We start from the raw sequence: 18,861 nt of genomic DNA on the forward strand, positions 1-18,861 counted from the left end.
ACCGCGGCAAGGGCTTGCCGCGGCCGATTCGGGTCGTAGGTTGAGGAATCCGATCGAACCGTCCGTGGCTCGCTCATGTCGGCCGGATCAGAACGGGTTCCAGGTCGCCCGCTCGGTCAGTTTCAGGTAGCCCAGATTGACGCCGAGCCGGGCGCCGACGCCGGTACGGATCGGCACCAGCAGCACATTGTTGTTCTTCAGCACGTTGAAGCCGACGCCCGCCACCACATAGGCCGATCCGGCGACGCCGCCATAGCGATTATAAAGGTTACCGACATCGTCGAGATTGTAGACCAGCATCATCACGCGTGACCCCTCGCCGCCGAAATCCCAGCCCAGCGACGGGCCTTGCCAGAACACTTTGTGATCGCCGGCATTCTTGGTGTAGAGCGTACCTTCCCCATAGGTCAGGCCGCCGATCAGCGCACCGGATCCCTCCTCCCCAAGCAGGTAGCCATTGGGCAGACCGTAGGAGGCGAAAATCTTCTCCACGACGGTGGCCAACCCGCCCGACGTCGCGCCGAAGAACTTGTGGCCGGAATCGACAATCTCCTGAGCGGTGTACTCCTGCGCCCGCAGGGGCGATGTCGAGAAGACGAGAACGCCCATGAGCGCGATCGCCATTGAGAGGACACGGAAAAAACTCCGGTCATAGATTCGGGAAAACATGCTTCCAATCTCCGTCATGAAGCACTTTCGCCGACGCCTCGCATCCGTGCGGCTCTTTTTAGGCGGCCGTTAAGGATGACTGTTAGGGGCAAACTATGCCGTAATCCTTTTTCAACCATTAAATTCCCACATGAAGATGGCGGTTCGAAGGCTCCTGGCCGCTCGAGGGACACGCAGCCTGCGTGAACGCGCCATATGCCACGACGACAATTTTGGATTTGTTGCTGCACGCGCGGGCGCTGTGTATTCAGAAAGCCTTGGGTTGAAGCGTGATTCGTGTGGGCAGGCGCGAAGATCGACCGCTCGGCCGTCAACTTGAAGATTTTGCAGGGATTTCGCCGATGGCCGATCTGTTCACCCTTACCGCTCCCGACCTGGCGGCGCTTTTGTGCAGTCGGGTCTGCCACGACATCATCTCGCCGGTCGGCGCGATCAACAACGGGCTTGAACTGCTCGACGAGGGCGGTGCCGACGAAGACGCCATGCGGCTCATCCGTCAGAGTGCAAAAAACGCTTCGGCCCGTTTGCAATTTGCCCGAATCGCCTTCGGTGCGGCCGGCTCTGCGGGCATGATGATCGACACCGGAGATGCCGAGGCCGTCGCCATTGCCTTCCTCAAGAACGAAAAGCCGGAATTGGTCTGGAAGGGAACCCGCGCGCTGCTGCCCAAGAACAAGGTCAAGCTGCTGCTCAACCTGCTGCTGGTCGCCAATGCCGCCATTCCGCGCGGCGGCAAACTGGTCGTGACGCTTGAGAATCTCGAAACCGAGCCGCGTTTTTCGCTTTCCGCAAGCGGTCCGATGCTGCGTGTTCCGCCGAAATTCCTCGAACTGCATTCCGGCCACAAGCCGGAAGAGCCGATCGACGCGCATTCGGTGCAACCTTATTACACGCTGCTGTTGGCCCGCGAGGCCAACATGACGATTTCGATCCACGCTACGCCTGAAGAAATCGTCCTCTCAGTGGCCTGAAAATCGGAGCCGGCAGCGCGACCGAATAAAGTATTTCAGTCTGAAATACTCATTGACGACGCAATCGCGGCGCGGTGACCTTTGCCCGCTCGTCAACACCGAAACATCCGCAAGGAAAAACCCGCCGAACGGCATCTTTGCAAAAATTTTACCTAACGGCTTTTCGGCTTCTTTACCAGATCGGTCTAGGCTGCGCCGTAGATGCCCCGCACGACCGGATCGCCCAACGGCAAAGAGGACGCGGAAATGAAGCGCTGCATGTTTGTCGACGATTCAAGCGTCATCAGGAAGGTTGCAAAACGCATCCTGGGCGGTTCCGACATGACTGTCATCGAGGCGGCCAGCGGGCTTGACGCACTGGAGATGTGCGCCGCCGACATGCCCGACATCATCGTCATCGACGGCGCCTTGCCGGACGTGCAGGCGGTCGACCTCATCCGGCGCGTGCGCGCCATGGAGAGCCCGATCAGGCCACAGATCCTGATCTCGCTGGTCGAACTCGATATCGCGTCGATCATGCGAGCCAAGCGCGCCGGCGCCCAGGGCTATCTGTTGAAGCCCTTCAATCGCCCGCAACTGCTCGAACGTTTTCGCGCCTTGAAAATCGCTGCCTGAACGGAAGCCGTTCCAGGCAAACCGCGCGGAGGTCTGTCGTCGGCACGCAAAAACAAATGATGGTCCACAATACAAAAACCCGGCCAAGCCGGGTTTTTTAGAAGTGCGCTGCCGACTGCGCTCAGGCGCTGACGCGGATATCTTCCGGTTCGCGCAGCACATAGCCGCGACCCCAGACAGTCTCGATGTAGTTCTGGCCCCCGGACGCGGCGTCGAGCTTCTTGCGCAGCTTGCAGATGAAAACGTCGATGATCTTCAATTCCGGCTCATCCATGCCGCCATAGAGATGGTTCAGGAACATCTCCTTGGTGAGCGTGGTGCCCTTGCGCAGCGAGAGCAGCTCCAGCATCTGGTATTCCTTGCCGGTGAGGTGCACGCGCTGGCCGCCGACTTCGACGGTCTTGGCATCGAGGTTGACCACCAGGTCGCCCGTGGTGATCACCGACTGGGCGTGTCCCTTCGAGCGGCGCACGATGGCGTGGATGCGCGCGACCAGCTCGTCCTTGTGGAACGGCTTGGTCATGTAGTCGTCAGCGCCGAAGCCTAGGCCGCGTACCTTGTCCTCGATGCCGGCCATGCCGGAGAGGATGAGGATGGGCGTCTTTACCTTGGAGAGGCGAAGCGTTCTCAGGACCTCGTAGCCGGACATGTCGGGCAGGTTGAGATCGAGAAGGATGATGTCGTAGTCGTACAGCTTGCCTAGATCGACACCCTCTTCGCCGAGGTCTGTCGTATAGACGTTGAAACTTTCCGATTTCAGCATCAGCTCGATGCTTTGTGCGGTTGCACTGTCATCTTCTATCAGCAGAACACGCATTTAATTCCCCTTTTCTGCCGCCGGACCATTTCACGACCCGTCCTGTCCCGGAGCAGTGGTTGCCTTGTGCAGAGGCTGCCATCGAATGGTTAACAAAACCTAATTTCCCGTCCAATACGGTATCAGATTTTTTAACCCCTTTCTACACCCTCTTGAATCCAATAACGAATCACAGACCAAATTCCTAATGCAGCACATTAATTACCTGGACTAAGTGACTCCAGGGACTCATCGACGCGGCTTCGCTTCGGCGGCCGGAATTTTTACCCGGCCTTAAGCCCTGACCCGTATGATTAACAATGCCCGTAAACGAATGGTTACCGTCGGCAAAAAACTTTAGGGTTTTGTTTCCCATAGTGCGGGGAAAGCCGGTGGATACGGGCAGCGCTTGGACCTTTCCAGGTGGTTTGGACGATATGTGCGGATGTGCGTTTCCGGGAGTACCGAATCATGAAGTCACGTGAAAACCTCGTTCGGCTGAAGCAATTTCAGGTGAATGAGAAGCGGCGCCAGCTGTTGCAGCTCGACATGATGATCGCCGAGTTCGAGCGCATGGCCGTCGAATTGGAGCTTCAGATCACCGCCGAGGAAAAGAAAGCCGGCATCACGGATATCAATCATTTCGCCTATCCGACCTTCGCCAAGGCGGCGCGCCTGCGCCGCGACAATCTCAGGAACTCGCAAGGCGACCTCGCCCAGCAGCGAAGCGCCGCCGAATCATTACTCGGCGAAGCTGAAGCGGAGCTTTCCAAGGCTGAGATGCTGGAATCACGCGATACCAAGGTCCGCGAGGCCGAAACAGGCGGCCGCAGCGCCATGATCGGCTGAGTCGGCCGACATCGGCGCTATCTGGCGCGCAAGCGAGCCCTGTCGGGCGACAGCCTGAACCGGCAACAGAAAGCCGCCGCGAAAGCGTTGCTGGCACGCAAGACCTAGGCCGCCCAATCCTCCTCATTTCTGGCGCTCGCCCTTGCCCGGGCATCCCTGATACCAGGCGCATGCTGCTCCGCCCATGATCTGATCTGGGTAAGCAGTCCGGCCAGGTTATGGCTGAGTTCGGTCAGTTCATATTCGACGCGTGGCGGAATGACCGGATAGATTTCGCGCCGCCACGCGCGCCGACGCCAGCTCGCGTAATATCAGGGTCGAACGCATGTGGGCGGTGCCCGACCGCGAGGGCCTGCTGGCGCTCGCCCGTTTGATCGAGGCGCAAAAGCTTGTCGTCCATGTGGCCAGGACCTTTCCGCTCGACCAGGCGGGAGCCGCCCACGCCTTTCTCGCCACCAAGCCGATCGGCAAGGTAGCGCTGACGGTCTGAGCGGCGACACTGACAGCAAAGGGCGCGGCATGCCGCGCCCTTTGTTTGTGGTGAGACCGGGCTAGTGCCGGTATTGCTGGATACGCGTGGTGCGCAGCCCGGCAAGGCCATATTCGTCGATCGACGCCTGCCAGGACAGGAATTCCTCCGTGGTCAGCTTGTAGCGCTGGCATGCCTCTTCAAGGCTCAAAAGCCCGCCGCGCACCGCTGCAACCACCTCCGCCTTGCGCCGGATAACCCAGCGACGAGTGTTCGTCGGCGGCAGATCGGCAATCGTGAGAGGGCTGCCGTCAGGCCCGATAACATATTTGACTCTAGGTCTAACCAGATCGGTCATCGTACTCTCTACAAAAAACTCAAAGACCCAATCCCCGCCACGTTACCGCCACAGCTTTAAAAATTGCCTAAGCAGACCCTAATGACTAGGTAAGGATCGTGAACGCCGCGTTAGTCTTTTAGCGGGCATTTGAAATATACGGCCGGAAGCCCTGTTTTAGCCGGGAGAAATGTGTGCCTCACAGCGTCCGCCACGCCGGTGTCGTCCTGCAAGCTGGCGCCGCATGAAAGCTTGACCTATATTCTCGACATTGGCATTTGAGCTGCCGCGAAATGAAAGCACCATGAACAGTCTCGACCTTCCCAGACGTCCCGAAGAGACCCGCGTCGTCGTCGCCATGTCGGGCGGCGTCGATTCATCGGTGGTCGCCGGCTTGTTGAAGCGCGAGGGCTACGATGTCGTCGGCGTCACCTTGCAGCTCTACGACCATGGTGCGGCAACGCATCGGGCCGGCTCATGCTGCGCCGGCCAGGACATCGACGATGCCCGCCGCGTTTCCGAGACGCTGGGTATTCCCCATTATGTGCTCGATTACGAGGAGCGGTTCCGCAAGGCGGTCATCGATCCCTTCGCCGAGAGCTATGTCGCCGGCGAAACCCCCATTCCTTGCGTTTCCTGCAACCAGACGGTCAAGTTCGCCGATCTCCTGGCCACGGCCAAGGATCTCGGCGCCGACGCGCTGGCCACTGGCCACTACATCCGCTCCGGCGCCAATGGCGCCCACCGGGCGCTTTACCGGCCGGTCGATGCCGACCGCGACCAGAGCTACTTCCTGTTCGCCACCACGCAGGCGCAGATCGACTATCTGCGCTTTCCGCTCGGCGGCCTGTCGAAGCCCCAGGTTCGAGCCATCGCCGAGGAGATGGGGCTGACGGTCGCCGCCAAGCAGGACAGCCAGGACATCTGCTTCGTGCCGCAGGGCAAATATTCCGACATCATCGCCAAGCTGAAGCCGACCGCGGCTAACCCGGGCGACATCGTTCATATCGACGGCCGCGTGCTCGGTCGCCACGAGGGCATTTTGCGCTACACGATCGGCCAGCGCCGTGGCATCGGCATCGCGTCCGGCGAACCGCTCTATGTCGTCCATCTCGACGCCGAGCGCGCCCGTGTCGTGGTCGGCCCGCGCGAGGCGCTGGAGACGCACAAGATCTATCTGCGCAACATGAACTGGCTGGGAGACGGAGGCCTCGCCGATGTGCCCGCCAGCGGTATCGAGCTGTTCGCCAAGGTGCGCTCGACCAGGCCGCCACGGCCGGCCGTGCTGCGTCACGAGGCAGGTGTGGCCTCGGTCGAATTGGCCGACGGTGAATCCGGCATCGCGCCTGGACAGGCCTGCGTGCTCTATTCGGACGACGGCAACGAGGCCCGTGTCTTCGGCGGCGGCTTCATCGTGCGCTCCGAGCGCGGCGCCGAAGCCGAAGCGATGCTGAGCCGGCTGGCCGCGAAGCCGGCGCAAGTTCCCGCCGAGTAGCTCTCCCCGGCCCGCCGTGCCAGGAGTGCGACGTACCAGGAGTACGACCTAGCCTTCCCCCTCAGGCCGTGGATTTGGTGTGGGTGACGGTGCCAGCCGTCAGGATGCGCAGCACCCTGATCGCTTCCTCGCCGCTGGTGCGCGGTTCGGCACGCGTTTCGATACAGTGGATGAAGTGCTCCAGCTCGCGCGTCAGCGGCATGCCCTGGGCAACCGCGACATAGGACGGCTCATTGGTGGTGAATGCCCACTGGCCGCTGTCCTGCCACACGGCGTGGCGGTAGACCGCAAGCTTGCGCTCCCATGGCTCGACATCGTCGAACACCGCCATCGCCTTGGTGCCGACCACGGTCAGCCGCCGCTCGCGATAGGGGTTGAGCCGCGACGTGAAAAGATGGCTGCGCAGTCCGTTGGGAAAGCGCATGTGCAGATGCGCGAAATCGCTGAGATTGTCGAGGAGTGCCGCTCCCTCCCCGCGCACCTCGATCGGCTCGGTGCCAGTGATGGCCAGGATCATCGACAGATCGTGCGGCGCCAGGTCCCATAGCGCATCGTTCTCGGTATGGAACTTGCCGAGCCCCAGCCGGTGCGAATGGATGTAGCGGACCTCGCCGAGCTCGCCCTTGTCGATCAGCCCTTTCAACGTCTCGAAGGCAGGATGGAAACGCAGGACATGGCCGACCATGAACACGCGCCCATTGTCCTTGGCCGCCTGAACCGAACGCTCGGCATCGGCCACCGTCAGCGCGATCGGCTTTTCCACCAGCACGTCCTTGCCGTTCTCGACGGCGCGCACGGCGAGATCGGCATGGAACTGCGGCGGCAAGGCCATGATGATGGCGTCGATGTCATCGCGGACGAACAGTTGGTCCGGCTCGATCGCCAGGCAGTCCTGTTCGCTGGCGAAGCCTTCGGCGCGAGCTCGATTGGTGTCGGAAACCGCGTGCAATGCGCCGAGCGCCTTGAGGGTGCGGATGTGGTTGGAGCCCCAGTATCCGCAACCGAGGACTGCAATGCGCGGCTTCATCTGTTTCAAACTCTAAAAACTCGTGGCCGAGACATAGCGACGTGCCCCGTCGAACTCAACCCCGGCGGCGCCAACCAGCTGTTCGTGCGGCAAAGCTTTTCCCCGTCGAGAATAGCCCCGATGTCGAATGCATCGAAGCTTGACAGGCTCGCCCTCCCAACCTTATATCCGCGCGACCTTGGCGAACGCCTCGAAATGCCTTTCGATTTAAGGCGGATTTTCGGGTCTGTCGCCGCCCTGGCGGGGTAGCTCAGTTGGTTAGAGCACGGGAATCATAATCCTGGGGTCGGGGGTTCAAGTCCCTCTCCCGCTACCATTACTTTCTGCAACGAACCCAACGATTTGACAGAGCGCTGGTCTTCTTAGCTGGCCGCTTTCATGTGGCGTCATGTTGCAATCGGTTACCGTTGATTTCCAAGGGTTTCCTACGACTCTCGGCAAGTCGACGCGACATGAAACGCGACGCGTGGCGAGGAACAATGTGAAACGCAATCGACCGGCGTCGAGGAGTTGATTGCGCGAATGGCCTGATCGGCCGAAAGGCCGGTCCCTCCGTCGCTCGCACCAGTGCATCAGGATCATCCAGACATCTGCGCTGGATCCGCTTCAACGTCAGCTACACTCGCAGCCGATGAGGCCTTGAAGGCGCAAAGGCCGGCAGCAGACCCGGTTGGGCCGAACGGTTAAGGCACCGGTCTTGAAATTCGCTTGTGGCCGTCCCGCTTTGTACCATCGCCTGCCCTACAAGCCCGGCCTTTCCGGCGTTTGGGCCGGTTTGCTGCCGTTCTGTCCCGCCTTGATTTAAGCATACCGTAGCGTTGCCTTGCTAAAAGCGTAGCAAGGTGTTTTGACATGTTCTCCCCTGACGGTTTCCGATAAAAAGGCCCGGTGCCCCGCCAAGTCAGACACACGCAAGCGCCGCGGTCGACCATGTAGCGGAACGCGTCTTCCTTGGTCTCGAAGGTATCCACGATGGTGCTGCCGTCGACCACCTGCCAGCCGCGTTGATATGCGAGACGAACCTTCAGGCGCTCGCTCATCCCCGGAACCTTTCGGTGTACCAGGTGATCTTGCCATCTACCTTCATCGGCTTGTGGATCATCAGCCTCTTGGGAAGGTGCTCGGGATGGACCTCGAGGAGCGTGATCTTGATCGATGGCTTGCACCGGTTGCAGTCGAATTTCAGCTTCATGGGATCGATGCCGCCGCCATAGACCATCATGAGATCGGCTGATCCGCAGTAGCGGACATTGCCGCAGTTGCATTCCACTTTCACAAGCATATTGTGCCGGGCCGCCTTACCCAGCGTGTCGATCGGATCGTGCGCCATGAGAACAGAAAAGGAACAAATTCCTTGTTCGTCAAGCCGTCCTGTGGAGTCTATCCGCGGATGAGTGACGAACCGATAAAGCTTGCCGAAGGCACAACGGCGGCACCGCGCGAGCGCCAGGGTACTCGGTCATGGCTGCGAGCATGATGGATGCGGCAGGCATGCCGGCTTTGGCTTTGCCCGGCCGCGTCAAGAACAGCACTGGTTCTGTTTCGAGCACAAGGCAGACGTTGAGCGGTACCTGTGAGGAGGATAGCGGCAGACCTAGCGGGGGTTGCGATTGGCGCAGTTGCAAGTTGTAGAGTGTTGCGCAGCTGCAACGCGCCGGACTGTTTGCCGAACGCTACTAGAATCCGGGTTGGCTACGCCTCTGAAGGAAGGTACTAGGCTGCTAACTGCATTCGATCGAAGGGGCTTTTCCATGAAAACCATTCTGCTTGCGACCACCATTCTGGCCGTAGTGTCCGGCAGCGCTTATGCGGCCGATGCCATAGTCTCGGAGCCTGTACCGGTTGCTGCCTCTTTTGACTGGACTGGCGCTTACATCGGCGTGAACGCAGGCGGCGGTTTTGGCACGTTTAATCTTGCTCCTTCTGGCGGCGCCCCTGGCTCGATCGACATTGATGCGAGCGGCTTCCTGGGCGGCGTTCAGGCCGGTTACAACTGGCAGGTTGGCCAATTCGTCTACGGCGTCGAAGCCGACTTCCAGGGTTCCGACATTAAGGCCGACCTATCTTTCGGCGGCCCCGGTGGTCTCGAAACAAAGGTTGACTGGTTCGGCACGGTGCGTGCTCGCCTTGGCTACACGCCCGTCGATCGTTTCATGGTCTATGGCACTGGCGGCTTGGCCTACGGTCACGAAAAGATTTCTGCCCCTGGGCTCGACTTGTCCAAGACCAGGGTCGGCTGGACCGTTGGCGCGGGCGCTGAATACGCCATCACCAACAATTGGTCGTTCAAGTCTGAGTATCTTTACACGGACCTGGGTAAAGAGACGTTCAACCCCGGCGGTTTGGGTGGTGTTGACGTCAAAGTCCCCTTCCACACCGTTCGCGTCGGTCTGAACTACAAGTTCTAGTACGTCGGCAAGCACGATAGATGGCCCCGGCACACCGCCGGGGCTTTTTCTTTTTGTGATCCCTTGCGTGAGTGTTCGTCGCGATATGGCGCATGCTTGCTCGCCTGTGCGCAGGCGCGATACTCCTTACCGACCGCCATCCTCGAAAATCCTGCATTGACGCATGGCGTAGGTCCTCCTCGCCGCGCAAGTGCTTCACACGGCCGATAAGGCCCGACTTCACCCATTGCGTCCGGGCCGCTTCAACCCTTTCGGAGGCGGCCCGGCACGCTCCTGCACACGCTTCCACAGCCGTTCTCGGATGGATCGCGAAGTACGGCAACGACCGCGACACGCTGGAACGTGAGGCGAAGAACCTCAGGGGTCGCTGAGCACCCAAATGACGAAGTATCAGGTGGAAGAGATCTACGGCGACACGGTCGTGTCATTGGGCATCGTGGTGGAGAACGATCCCATGAAGGCCGCCGAAGCGACGCCAGAGCCAAAGGGTCTCGCCGAGGGCACTGCAGGACCATTGGTTCTGGGTGATCATGAAGAGCAAACCGCCGTATACGAGTACAGCTTGGCCGGACCCGATCAGCGCCTAGACCTCTTGGAACGGAATGAGCTCACCGACCTTGGCCCGCCACTCCCCGGCAAACTGCACGGCGCCCCGGTGCGGGATGAGCGAGACCATTTCTATGCTTGCCCGAGTTGCGGTCAAAAGGTCGACATGCGCGATCTGCGGCAAGTTATCTGGCATGAAGAGCCGGGGCACGAGCCGCTGGAGCCGCAGCCTGAGGCGAAGGTGATCGAATTCCCAAAGCGGAAATAACAAAGTACGGGAGGTTAGTCCCCAGTGTCGCGCGGACCGGCACCCAACCTGAAAATCTCAAGTTCTTCTCCGTGTCAATGCGAGGTTGGACGCCGAGCAATGAGATTGACGACGTGACCTTTGCGGCAAATTGCCCGCCGCCCCATTCACGGCAGCGGCGGGCGTCCCTAGGGATGAATCAAGGGACTGCCCGGGCGTTGGTGACCCGGGCCGAGGATAGGATGCAATTCGGTGCACTCGAAACTGTGCCGCGATGAAACTGCGTCACCAGTTCGGCGGCAAGCGAGTCGCCGCAGCCTGAAACTCGGAACGAACCGGTATGCAGTGAGTTAACACCTAATGATGAACAGCACGAAACCCGACAAAGTCGACACATTGGCGTTGGAACAGCGCATTAGCCGGACTGAGCTCGCAATCGAACGCTCTGAAAAAATGCTGGCCGACAATATCGCCCTGCGCAACAGGATGCGAACTGTAGTCGAGGCCGCGGGCCGCTCCGTAAGGAAGACTTACAGCAATCGCGCGGGTTGACCCTCCAGCCCGGTCTCTCGTTTGTCGCGCCCGTTCGGGAAGCGCCTATGCCCTGTTCCAGCACCGCTGCCAGCGGCGTGCGCCTAGCGTCAAGGGCTTGGTCCATCCATATTCCAGTTGCCTGATAGGCGGCAAAAACCGCTCGCCTAGAACAGCAGCACCACGATTTCGAATAGAATGGTTGGCCTACGAGACCCGTCCGAAAAAGCCCGCTGGCTCGGCCAGCGGGCAGGTGACTTGGGAAGGCCGCTGGAGAGGGACGGCCCGCTCCCGAACCTTGGTCTCTGATATATGTTCCGCAGCTAAATTAGCTATCCATGAATCCGGGTTGCGTGCGCCGCGATGAAACAGCATTAAGAAAGCCCGCCGCGCGCGCTCCGGCGACGGGCCTCCTTATGGAGTGGCTACATCCCGGAGGGAATCGACCACCGTATGGTTTAACCTTCCTACGGGACAATGTTCCCGCACGTGAAAAAGCCCGCTGACCGGAGCCAGCGGGCCTAATTGATTGCATTATCGATCGGGTCAGACCGCGCTCGGGCCGGATAGGATGACCAGGGCTGCTGCGATGCTGCCCAAGCGCTCCGGCTTCTTCAGTTCTGGCTTTTCGTATTGCTTTTTCAAATGGTGCTCCCCGCGTTTTCCTGGGAGAGAAAATGCCTTGCGTCTGCGCTGTCTGTCAACCGCCAGCGATCAGGAGTTCGACCGCCACCAAAAGCCGCTTGCCATGAAGAGCAGCACCGCGATTGCGAACAGAACGATCCGCATGACATGCGTTCCTGGTTAGCACGCCCGAAACAAAAAGCCCGCCACCTTTCGGCAGCGGGCTCTTCGCAAGGCTTTGGAGAGTGCTGATAAGGCCCTGCGTGTGGTGTGCCTATCGGCGAGCGATCAACAGACAGAGCTGGCGCAGGTCGCGGTCATAGGTGCTTTCGCTGCTGAGTACGTCAGCGCAGCGCTTTTTCATACGAGCAACCTTGCTATCCGACATTTGAGCCACGACGGCTGTCAGGTGCGTGGTTGGGGTGGAAGGGTTGCTCGGGTTCGACGGATTGGACGGATTGCTTGGAGTGGTGACCCCACCGACCCCCAGGCCTATGCCGGTGCCGATGCCGCTGGTTCCGCCGACATCTGCGCCGAGCCCGGCAGTCACGCCACCAGCACCGCCAACGTTGGCACCCGCGCCGGCACTGACACCACTATTGCCACCGACCGATGCTCCAAGACCGGCTCTGACGCCACTCGCGCCGCCAACCGACGCACCTGCACCAGCCCTCAGGGTGGTGGGACCTCCCACTGTTGCGCCAAGTCGGGCCTTTAAGACCTTTGGGCCGCCCACCGTCGCGCCAGCGCCAGCAGCAATGCCATTGCTGCCGCCCACCGATGCTCCAACGCCAGCGTTGACGCCACTCGCCCCGCCGACTGAAGCACCCAAACCAGCGTTGACGCCGCCCGAGCCACCAACCGATGCTCCGACACCCGCATTCACACCGCCGCTACCACCCACGGAAGCACCTGCACCGACGCTTAGGCCGCCGGCGGTCACTGGAAGCGACAAGGAAATAATGAAAGCACTGCTAGCCAGAGTTCTGGCGAAGGTCTTCATGAAAGGCTTCATGATACTCTCCTGTTGCGTTGCCTCGACAGTCGGAATGTTGACTGTGCATTAGCAACGATGCAGAGAGCAATTCGGGTGCAACACAGCCGTGTTTACTGGGAACACAGCTTATCAGCAGTGAAGGCGACCGCTAAACTCTTAATGAGATTCACAGCGAAGGCGGCGGCAAATCGCCTTGCGAGAGCCAGTCCTGTCAACTGTGGGCAATCACCATCTCGGAGGCGAGCGACAGCCGGTCTGCAACAAAAAAGAGCGGCTACTGCAACCAATCTCGGCCTGAAAAGTTTGCAGGGCCTATCGCCGTCAAGGAGGATTGACATTGAGCGCTTTCCTGCCTGTGCGGATTGCATTTATGAACCTCCAAACGACGACGGCCATCTCGTCGGTGGCCGAAGCCAGAGCGGCAATGAATGGCGAATGGAAGAACAAGAACTTGCATTCTTATCGACAGGCATTGCGTTTGCTGGAGGAGGCTCAGGCAGGAACCTGCCGGCAATCCGTCGCGTTTGCAGCCTTTGTCAAAGCCGCGAGGGATCAGGACATGGTTGGTCAGATCAGCCGAGTGAGGCGCTCAAGCGCCTAGACGTGCTGGCCATCCATGCCCAGGATCGCCAGTTGCCGCGCTCGGTTTGAGCGCGCGCCCTGCGACCCCGGAAGCCCGCGCCCCTCGGCAGAAAAGCGCGGGCCGACCAAGGTTATGCCGAACGTTGGCCAGCAGCCGGCCGCTGAAGCACCTGCCGCCTCTCCCGCCACCAATTTCTACAATGTTCTCAGATATCTAATGAGCTTGGGCGGAAGGTGGCTTGGTTTGTTATCCACGCAGCCATACCCGTTTGAGCGCCTAACGATCGAGTTCGCGGCGAATTTCCGCGCCGCCGTCTCAGCATCGGCGTGCTCAGGCTCTTGCCCTGCGGATCCCGCGCCAGCGACCGCATCACCTCGCCACCCAGCGGCAGATATCCGAACAGTTCGGCATGTCGCCGCGCGGCGTGCGCGCTAACAAAGGCTACAGGCTGTCCAGCGACGTAGCCGATGGAGGGCCGACACCGCGTATGGTTTGCCGGACTCGAACTCGATCCTGACGGAGTGATGGCCCCTGGCGTGCTCCTACTTGGCAAGGCGCGCGGCGTGCCATTTCAAATGGTCGTCCATGAAGGTCGAGATGAAATTATAGGAGTGATCGTAGCCTTCCTGCATGCGCAAAGTGAGCGCGATGCCGGACTTCTTGCAGACGTCTTCGAGAAGCCATGGCCGCAGGCCGTCCTTGAGGAAGCCATCGGCGGTGCCCTGATCGACCAGGAATTCGCCGAAGCGGTGCCCGTCTTCGATCAGCGCTGTTGCGTCGTAGGCGCGCCAGGATTTCTCGTCCTTGCCGAGATATTTTTCCAGAGCCGGTCGCGACCAGTCTGCCGTCATCGGCTGAACGATCGGCGCGAACGCCGAGCAACTTCTGAAGTGCTCGGAGTTCTTCAGCGCGATGGTCAGCGCGCCATGCCCGCCCATGGAGTGGCCAAAAATCGACTGGCGCTCCATGTCGGCGGGGAACTGGCTGGCGATCAGGGCCGGCAGCTCGTCGACGATATAGGAGTACATCCGGTAGTTCCCGGCGAATGGCTGCTGCGTCGCGTCGACATAGAAGCCGGCGCCCGAGCCGAACTGCCAATTATCCTTTTCGTCGGCCACGCCCTCGCCGCGTGGGCTTGTGTCCGGGCAGACCACGATCAGTCCGAGCTCGGCCGCCATGCCCCGGTATTCGCCCTTGTCCATGACATTGGCATGAGTGCAGGTGAGGCCCGACAGATACCAAAGCACCGGCAGCGGCCCATCCTTGGCCTGCGGCGGCACGAAGACGGCAAAGGTCATGTCGCAGGCGCAGGCTTCGGAAGCGTGCGAATAAACACCTTGCACGCCGCCATGCGACTTGGACGTGGAAACAACTTTCATCAGCTCTGCCTTCTCGTCAAGAGATCCCGGCCCGGCATAGCGGCCGGATGCATCGCTCGCAACCGCGCGCCGCTAATCAGTCCCGGCGGCGTTATCGAGGTGCACCCTGATAACGCCGCCGGTAGACGCAAGGCTTTGGGACACGCTGACCTAGCCGGGAGGCTGGGGGCCAACGAAAAGCCAGACGTTTCGATGGCCGGCCATTCTAGGCCGGCAGGGCGCCGACTTCTTGGCCGTCCAGGTGGCGATGTAGTCCATCAGGCCCGGATTGAGGCAGTCATAAGGCTCCAGCCCGATCGTCCTCAGCCTGCCGCGTGAGCTTGTCGCCTCTCTCGGTGTCGGTGACATCGCCGGTGCCGGCGACCGCCGTCACCGAGGATACAGCACCTTCGGCTTCCAGCATTTTGGTGCAGCCGCAGGCGTGGTTGTGGGCGCTCAGGCGGTAGCAGCGAAGCCGGAACGGACGGTTCGAAGAGGGTGGGAAGGGCGGTAACGCGATCTCGCTACCGAAACATCGCTAAATCTGCGATTGCCCTTAGTGCCTGATCATCCCGGCGTCGACATTCAACGTCTGGCCGGTGATCCAGCGGGCGTCCTCGCTGGCCAGGAACGACACGACATCGGCGATATGTTCGGGCTGGCCCTTGCCCTTCATCGCCTGCAGCATCTCGACGAAGCCGAACGCCTCGTTGTGCGGGCTCGCCTTGACGCCATCGCTCTCGATCAGGCCGGGTGTCACCGCATTGGCCGTGATGTTGTACTTGCCAAGCTCGGTGGCCAGCGCCCGGGTGAAGCCGATGACGCCGCCCTTGGCCGCGACATAGGCCGCCATGTTCGGCGTGCCGGCGAAGAAGGTGTTGGAGGCGATGCTGATCACGCGTCCGGCCTTTCCCGCCGCCCGCATCTGGTCGGTCGCCGCGCGGGTGACGATGAAGGTTCCCGTCAGGTTGACGTCGATGATCTTGCGCCAATGGTCGAGGTCGACATCGTCCCAGGCGACGAACGGCACGATGCTGGCATTGTTGACCACGATGTCGACGCCGCCGGTGAGCGACTGTATCTCGCCAAACAGCGCTTTCACCGAGGCCGGATCGGCGATATCGGCTGCAATCGCCTTCGCCTTGCCGCCGATTTCGGCGGCCGCGGCCTTGGCGCCCTTGGCATTGATGTCGCTGACGATGACAGTCGCGCCGTCGGCCGCCAGCCGCGCCGCGATCGCCTTGCCGATGCCCTGTGCCGCCCCCGTCACCAGCGCCGTCTTTCCCGCAAGCCGTTCAGTCATGAAATTTCTCCCTCGATGCGTAGTCTGTTGATGTCTGTTCAGGCGTCGGCGTCGATCACCGCGAGCGCCGCGTCTATGCCCTTGCCGACAGCAAGCTTCTGGCCAGCCGCGTTCATGGCGCCGCCAAGCGCCGTCAGCGCCGCGATCGCATAGATCGGCTGTGCCGTCGGGCCCATATGGCCGATGCGTGTAAGCTTCCCCAAAGTTTCCCCGCGACCCGACGAAAACACCACGCCGTAGCGGGCGCGCGCTGCCTGGCGAAGTGCTTTCTCGTCGACACCATGGGGTGTGCGAACGGCCGTGGTGCTCGGCGAGGCGATTGCATCGCTGGCGGCCCAGATCGACAGGCCCATGGCGACGACGCCGGCCCGCATCGCCTTGGCCGTCAGTGCATGGCGCGCCCAAACCGCTTCCGGCCCCTCGTTGAGATAAAGATCGAGCGCCACATCGAGGCCGTTCACTTCGGCCACCGAGGGCGTGAAGGGGAATGGCTTGTCACGCGACCAGGCGTTCTCCCAGTCGACGATGCTCAGCATCGAGGCCCGGGGCGCCGCCTTGTTGGCCCTCATCTTGGCCCAGGCGCGGTCGCTGACGCCCATGATCGTAAGCGCCGGCGGCGCGCCAAGACATTTGCCCGGGCCGGTCACATAGATATCCGCCTTGCAGTCCTCCGGATGCGTCTTCATGCCACCGAAAGACGAGACGGCATCGACGATCAGGTAGCCGCCATGCGCCGACACCAGCGCGCCGATGGCATCGATCGGGTTGATCGTGCCCGACGGGGTGTCATGATGGCAGACGGAGACGACAGTGATTTCCGGATGCGCCTTCAGCATGGCGGCAACCGCCTGTGGGTCGATCGCCTCATTGTAGGGCACTTCGATTTCGAGGAGATGCGGTGAATAGCGCTTCGCCCAATAGCCGAACCCCTTGCCGTAGACGCCCGAGGCAAGGTTGAGCACGACGTCGTCCGATGTGATCAGCGACGCCGCCGCCGCCTCGAGACCCAGCACCGGCTCTCCGTGCAGGATGACCGGCTTGTTGGAAAGCCGCATCGCTTTTTGAGCCTTGTCGACGACCCTCTCGTAGAAGAGCTGGAAGGCCGGGTCATAGTCGTAGAGCACCGTGCGGCCGAGGCCCCGCAGCACCTCGGCATAGGCATTGACTGGCCCCGCCGTCAGCGTGAGGACCGGATCCGCGTGATCGGGATAGCGCATGGTCTTGGTCTCCGGGATTGGCGGCGATCAGCCGTAGAACTGTGTGCCGGTTTTGTAGGTCTTGAAGTTGTCCATGTCGTGCGAGTACATCAGCTCGGCGCCGTGATCCTCGGCAAGTTTCTTCACCCTGCGCATCGAATTGACGCCCGCGACCGGGTCGATATGGAAGGCCGCCTGGCAAAGCGTTTCCAGGCTCTTCTGCGTGTAGGCGGCGTCGATCGTGAACATGATCGGCTTGCGCTTGGGAAACTCGACCAGAAGGCTGTAATGGCCGATCGAGTGGCCGGGGGTCGAGATCAGCCTGACCCCTTTGGCAAGCTCGACGTCGCCGTCTATCCCCTCGAAAGTTGAGTTGGCGCGTGTCGTGCCTTCCAGCAGCTGGGCGGTCGCGCCGCGCGCTTCGGCGGCCTCGGCCGAGAAGCTGAGGTCCGAATAGCCGAGATGTTCGAAGGGCTGCGGATTGCAGGCCTGCGGCACCTCCGAACGGTGGCAGATCTTCTTGGCATGCGGAAAATACTTGTTGCCGCCGCAATGGTCGAAATGGAAGTGCGAGTTGACGACGACGTCAATGTCCTTCGGCTCCAGCCCGAGCAGCGCCAGCGCGCCGGGAATGGTCTGGTGCTTTTCCTGGATCGGCTTCTCGAAGGGCAGCACCTTCATGACGTGGTCGTAGTCATAGCCGGTATCGATGAGGAAGCGGCCCTCGGCATGCTCGATCAGGATCGAATAGACAGGGAAGCGCACTTCGCCGCCTGGGCCGCGGTTCCAGAACACATGATAGCCGTCGAGGACAAGCGAGCCGCCGTCGAGCAGGTAGACCTTGGTATCCGACATTGTTGCCTCCTTTTTCCGGCGCGGGTTCATCCGCGCGTCTGGTTTTTCTCAGCGCGCGCCGCGCTCGTATGGAATGCCCAGTGCCGCAGGCAGGCTGGCTCGCCGCCCGAACAGCACCAGCATGATCATCACCGCCAGGAAGGGCAGCATCTGGATGACATCGGTCGGTATGTTGATGCCGGCCACCTGCATGGCCGTCGTCAGCGACAGACACACGCCGAACAGAAGAGCGCCGAACAGCACCCAGATCGGCCGTCCCCGCGCCAGCATGGCCAGCACGATGCCGAGGAAGCCGGCGCCGTTGGTGATGAACGGAATGAACAGGCCAGCTCCGACATTGGCGAGATAGGCGCCGCCAAGCCCAGCCAGCGCGCCGGTCGTCAGCACGGCGGCGGTGCGTGTCCTGATGACGTCGATGCCGGCGACATCGAGGGCGGCCGGCTTGTCGCCCGCTGCCTGCAGATTGAGACCGAGCTGCGTGCGGCGGTAAAGGTAGCTCATGGCGAACACCAGGGCGACCGCCAGGTAGACGATCAGGTGATGCCTGAACAAGGCCGGGCCGATCACCGGAATGTCGGACAGCAGCGGAATGACGGTTGCGTCCGCCGCCGGCAGGCGGGGATAGCTGCGCGAGAACTGGAAATGATGGAGCAGCGCCGTCAGGCCTTCGAGACCAAGCGTCAGCGCGATGCCGATGACGATCTGGTTCAGCCCGATGCGCACGCAAAGCAGCGCCATGATCAGCGCTACCGCGATGCCACCCGCAGCGCCAGTGAGGAAGCCCAGCCACAGCGATCCCGAATAGAACGCGCCGACGAAGCCGAGATAGGCGCCGGCCAGCATCATGCCCTCGATGCCGATGTTGAGCACGCCGGCCTTTTCCGACATCTGCTCGCCAAGCCCGGCAAGCAGCAGCGGGATAGCGGCCGTGACGGCGCCAAACAGCAATGCGCTGAGAAAGACTTCGCTGAAGAGCCCGGTCATG

19 protein-coding genes, 1 tRNA gene and 2 pseudogenes are annotated in these 18,861 nt (G+C 61.2%); 9 read left to right on the forward strand and 13 right to left on the reverse strand.

The window, feature by feature from the left end; translation table 11 throughout:
* Positions 1 to 87 precede the first annotated feature (87 nt).
* Entirely contained in the window at positions 88 to 624 is a 537-nt protein-coding gene (locus AC3CB8_RS27645) for a DUF1134 domain-containing protein (protein WP_224530344.1), read from the reverse strand.
* 386 nt (positions 625 to 1,010) lie between these two features.
* Between AC3CB8_RS27645 and chpT the strand changes: the two genes are divergently transcribed.
* The gene (gene chpT, locus AC3CB8_RS27650) at positions 1,011 to 1,640 is read left to right on the forward strand and encodes a histidine phosphotransferase ChpT (RefSeq protein WP_023770362.1); all 630 of its coding nucleotides are present in this window, start codon (positions 1,011 to 1,013) and stop codon (positions 1,638 to 1,640) included.
* Positions 1,641 to 1,886: 246 nt separating this feature from the next.
* Positions 1,887 to 2,255, forward strand: coding sequence for a response regulator (locus tag AC3CB8_RS27655; RefSeq protein WP_023770363.1), 369 nt, complete (start codon positions 1,887 to 1,889; stop codon positions 2,253 to 2,255).
* A gap of 121 nt (positions 2,256 to 2,376) precedes the next feature.
* Here AC3CB8_RS27655 and ctrA read toward each other — a convergent pair whose 3' ends face one another.
* Positions 2,377 to 3,072 (reverse strand): response regulator transcription factor CtrA, encoded by a 696-nt coding sequence (gene ctrA, locus AC3CB8_RS27660; protein ID WP_006203583.1) that lies wholly within the window; start codon positions 3,070 to 3,072, stop codon positions 2,377 to 2,379.
* 450 nt (positions 3,073 to 3,522) lie between these two features.
* Here ctrA and AC3CB8_RS27665 point away from each other — a divergent pair, with 450 nt between their 5' ends.
* On the forward strand, positions 3,523 to 3,900 hold the full coding sequence (locus AC3CB8_RS27665) for a flagellar export protein FliJ (RefSeq protein ID WP_023770364.1): 378 nt from the start codon (positions 3,523 to 3,525) through the stop codon (positions 3,898 to 3,900).
* A 104-nt stretch (positions 3,901 to 4,004) separates the two neighbouring features.
* On the opposite strand, the gene AC3CB8_RS27670 is transcribed toward AC3CB8_RS27665, so the two are convergent.
* Complete coding sequence (locus AC3CB8_RS27670) at positions 4,005 to 4,172, reverse strand: winged helix-turn-helix transcriptional regulator (protein WP_352595589.1); 168 nt, start codon at positions 4,170 to 4,172, stop codon at positions 4,005 to 4,007.
* A gap of 26 nt (positions 4,173 to 4,198) precedes the next feature.
* Here AC3CB8_RS27670 and AC3CB8_RS27675 point away from each other — a divergent pair.
* Positions 4,199 to 4,390 (forward strand): annotated as a pseudogene (locus AC3CB8_RS27675) (zinc-binding dehydrogenase); the annotation flags it as partial.
* 61 nt (positions 4,391 to 4,451) lie between these two features.
* Here the strand turns inward: AC3CB8_RS27675 and sciP are convergent.
* On the reverse strand, positions 4,452 to 4,727 hold the full coding sequence (gene sciP / locus AC3CB8_RS27680; RefSeq protein WP_006203587.1) for a CtrA inhibitor SciP: 276 nt from the start codon (positions 4,725 to 4,727) through the stop codon (positions 4,452 to 4,454).
* Positions 4,728 to 5,010: 283 nt separating this feature from the next.
* Here sciP and mnmA point away from each other — a divergent pair, with 283 nt between their 5' ends.
* On the forward strand, positions 5,011 to 6,201 hold the full coding sequence (mnmA, locus tag AC3CB8_RS27685) for a tRNA 2-thiouridine(34) synthase MnmA (RefSeq protein WP_023770366.1): 1,191 nt from the start codon (positions 5,011 to 5,013) through the stop codon (positions 6,199 to 6,201).
* 61 nt (positions 6,202 to 6,262) lie between these two features.
* On the opposite strand, the gene AC3CB8_RS27690 is transcribed toward mnmA, so the two are convergent.
* Positions 6,263 to 7,228, reverse strand: coding sequence for a Gfo/Idh/MocA family protein (locus AC3CB8_RS27690; protein ID WP_023770367.1), 966 nt, complete (start codon positions 7,226 to 7,228; stop codon positions 6,263 to 6,265).
* A 239-nt stretch (positions 7,229 to 7,467) separates the two neighbouring features.
* Between AC3CB8_RS27690 and AC3CB8_RS27695 the strand changes: the two genes are divergently transcribed.
* A tRNA-Met gene (locus AC3CB8_RS27695) sits at positions 7,468 to 7,544 on the forward strand.
* Positions 7,545 to 8,264: 720 nt separating this feature from the next.
* Here AC3CB8_RS27695 and AC3CB8_RS27700 read toward each other — a convergent pair.
* Positions 8,265 to 8,510, reverse strand: coding sequence for a hypothetical protein (locus AC3CB8_RS27700; protein WP_245273805.1), 246 nt, complete (start codon positions 8,508 to 8,510; stop codon positions 8,265 to 8,267).
* Between the two features lie 469 nt (positions 8,511 to 8,979).
* Here AC3CB8_RS27700 and AC3CB8_RS27705 point away from each other — a divergent pair, with 469 nt between their 5' ends.
* Both AC3CB8_RS27705 and AC3CB8_RS27710 read left to right on the forward strand, forming a co-directional pair.
* A complete protein-coding gene (locus AC3CB8_RS27705) occupies positions 8,980 to 9,636 on the forward strand; it encodes an outer membrane protein (protein WP_023770370.1) in 657 nt (218 codons plus the stop codon).
* A gap of 379 nt (positions 9,637 to 10,015) precedes the next feature.
* Complete coding sequence (locus AC3CB8_RS27710) at positions 10,016 to 10,450, forward strand: hypothetical protein (protein ID WP_023770371.1); 435 nt, start codon at positions 10,016 to 10,018, stop codon at positions 10,448 to 10,450.
* Between the two features lie 1,408 nt (positions 10,451 to 11,858).
* On the opposite strand, the gene AC3CB8_RS27715 is transcribed toward AC3CB8_RS27710, so the two are convergent.
* Positions 11,859 to 12,599 carry a hypothetical protein gene (locus AC3CB8_RS27715; RefSeq protein ID WP_084056166.1) on the reverse strand — a complete coding sequence of 247 codons (741 nt, stop codon included), beginning with the start codon at positions 12,597 to 12,599 and terminating at the stop codon, positions 11,859 to 11,861.
* Between the two features lie 319 nt (positions 12,600 to 12,918).
* Here AC3CB8_RS27715 and AC3CB8_RS27720 point away from each other — a divergent pair, with 319 nt between their 5' ends.
* Positions 12,919 to 13,182 (forward strand): DUF982 domain-containing protein, encoded by a 264-nt coding sequence (locus AC3CB8_RS27720; RefSeq protein ID WP_156939343.1) that lies wholly within the window; start codon positions 12,919 to 12,921, stop codon positions 13,180 to 13,182.
* A 524-nt stretch (positions 13,183 to 13,706) separates the two neighbouring features.
* Here AC3CB8_RS27720 and fghA read toward each other — a convergent pair.
* From fghA to AC3CB8_RS27750, 6 genes and pseudogenes are all read right to left on the reverse strand, one after another.
* The gene (fghA, locus tag AC3CB8_RS27725) at positions 13,707 to 14,543 is read right to left on the reverse strand and encodes an S-formylglutathione hydrolase (RefSeq protein WP_023781367.1); all 837 of its coding nucleotides are present in this window, start codon (positions 14,541 to 14,543) and stop codon (positions 13,707 to 13,709) included.
* A 150-nt stretch (positions 14,544 to 14,693) separates the two neighbouring features.
* Positions 14,694 to 15,015: pseudogene (locus AC3CB8_RS27730) on the reverse strand (hypothetical protein); the annotation flags it as partial.
* 63 nt (positions 15,016 to 15,078) lie between these two features.
* On the reverse strand, positions 15,079 to 15,825 hold the full coding sequence (gene pldH, locus AC3CB8_RS27735; protein WP_023770375.1) for a pyridoxal 4-dehydrogenase, SDR-type: 747 nt from the start codon (positions 15,823 to 15,825) through the stop codon (positions 15,079 to 15,081).
* Positions 15,826 to 15,863: 38 nt separating this feature from the next.
* Complete coding sequence (ppaT, locus tag AC3CB8_RS27740) at positions 15,864 to 17,042, reverse strand: pyridoxamine--pyruvate transaminase (RefSeq protein WP_352563760.1); 1,179 nt, start codon at positions 17,040 to 17,042, stop codon at positions 15,864 to 15,866.
* A gap of 27 nt (positions 17,043 to 17,069) precedes the next feature.
* On the reverse strand, positions 17,070 to 17,876 hold the full coding sequence (gene pldA, locus AC3CB8_RS27745) for a 4-pyridoxolactonase (protein WP_023770377.1): 807 nt from the start codon (positions 17,874 to 17,876) through the stop codon (positions 17,070 to 17,072).
* 48 nt (positions 17,877 to 17,924) lie between these two features.
* Positions 17,925 to 18,860: a putative B6 ABC transporter permease subunit 1 gene (locus AC3CB8_RS27750; protein ID WP_352547732.1), complete on the reverse strand. Its 936-nt coding sequence runs from the start codon at positions 18,858 to 18,860 to the stop codon at positions 17,925 to 17,927.
* Position 18,861: the final 1 nt, after the last annotated feature.

Source organism: Mesorhizobium sp. P160927 (genome assembly GCF_057766385.1).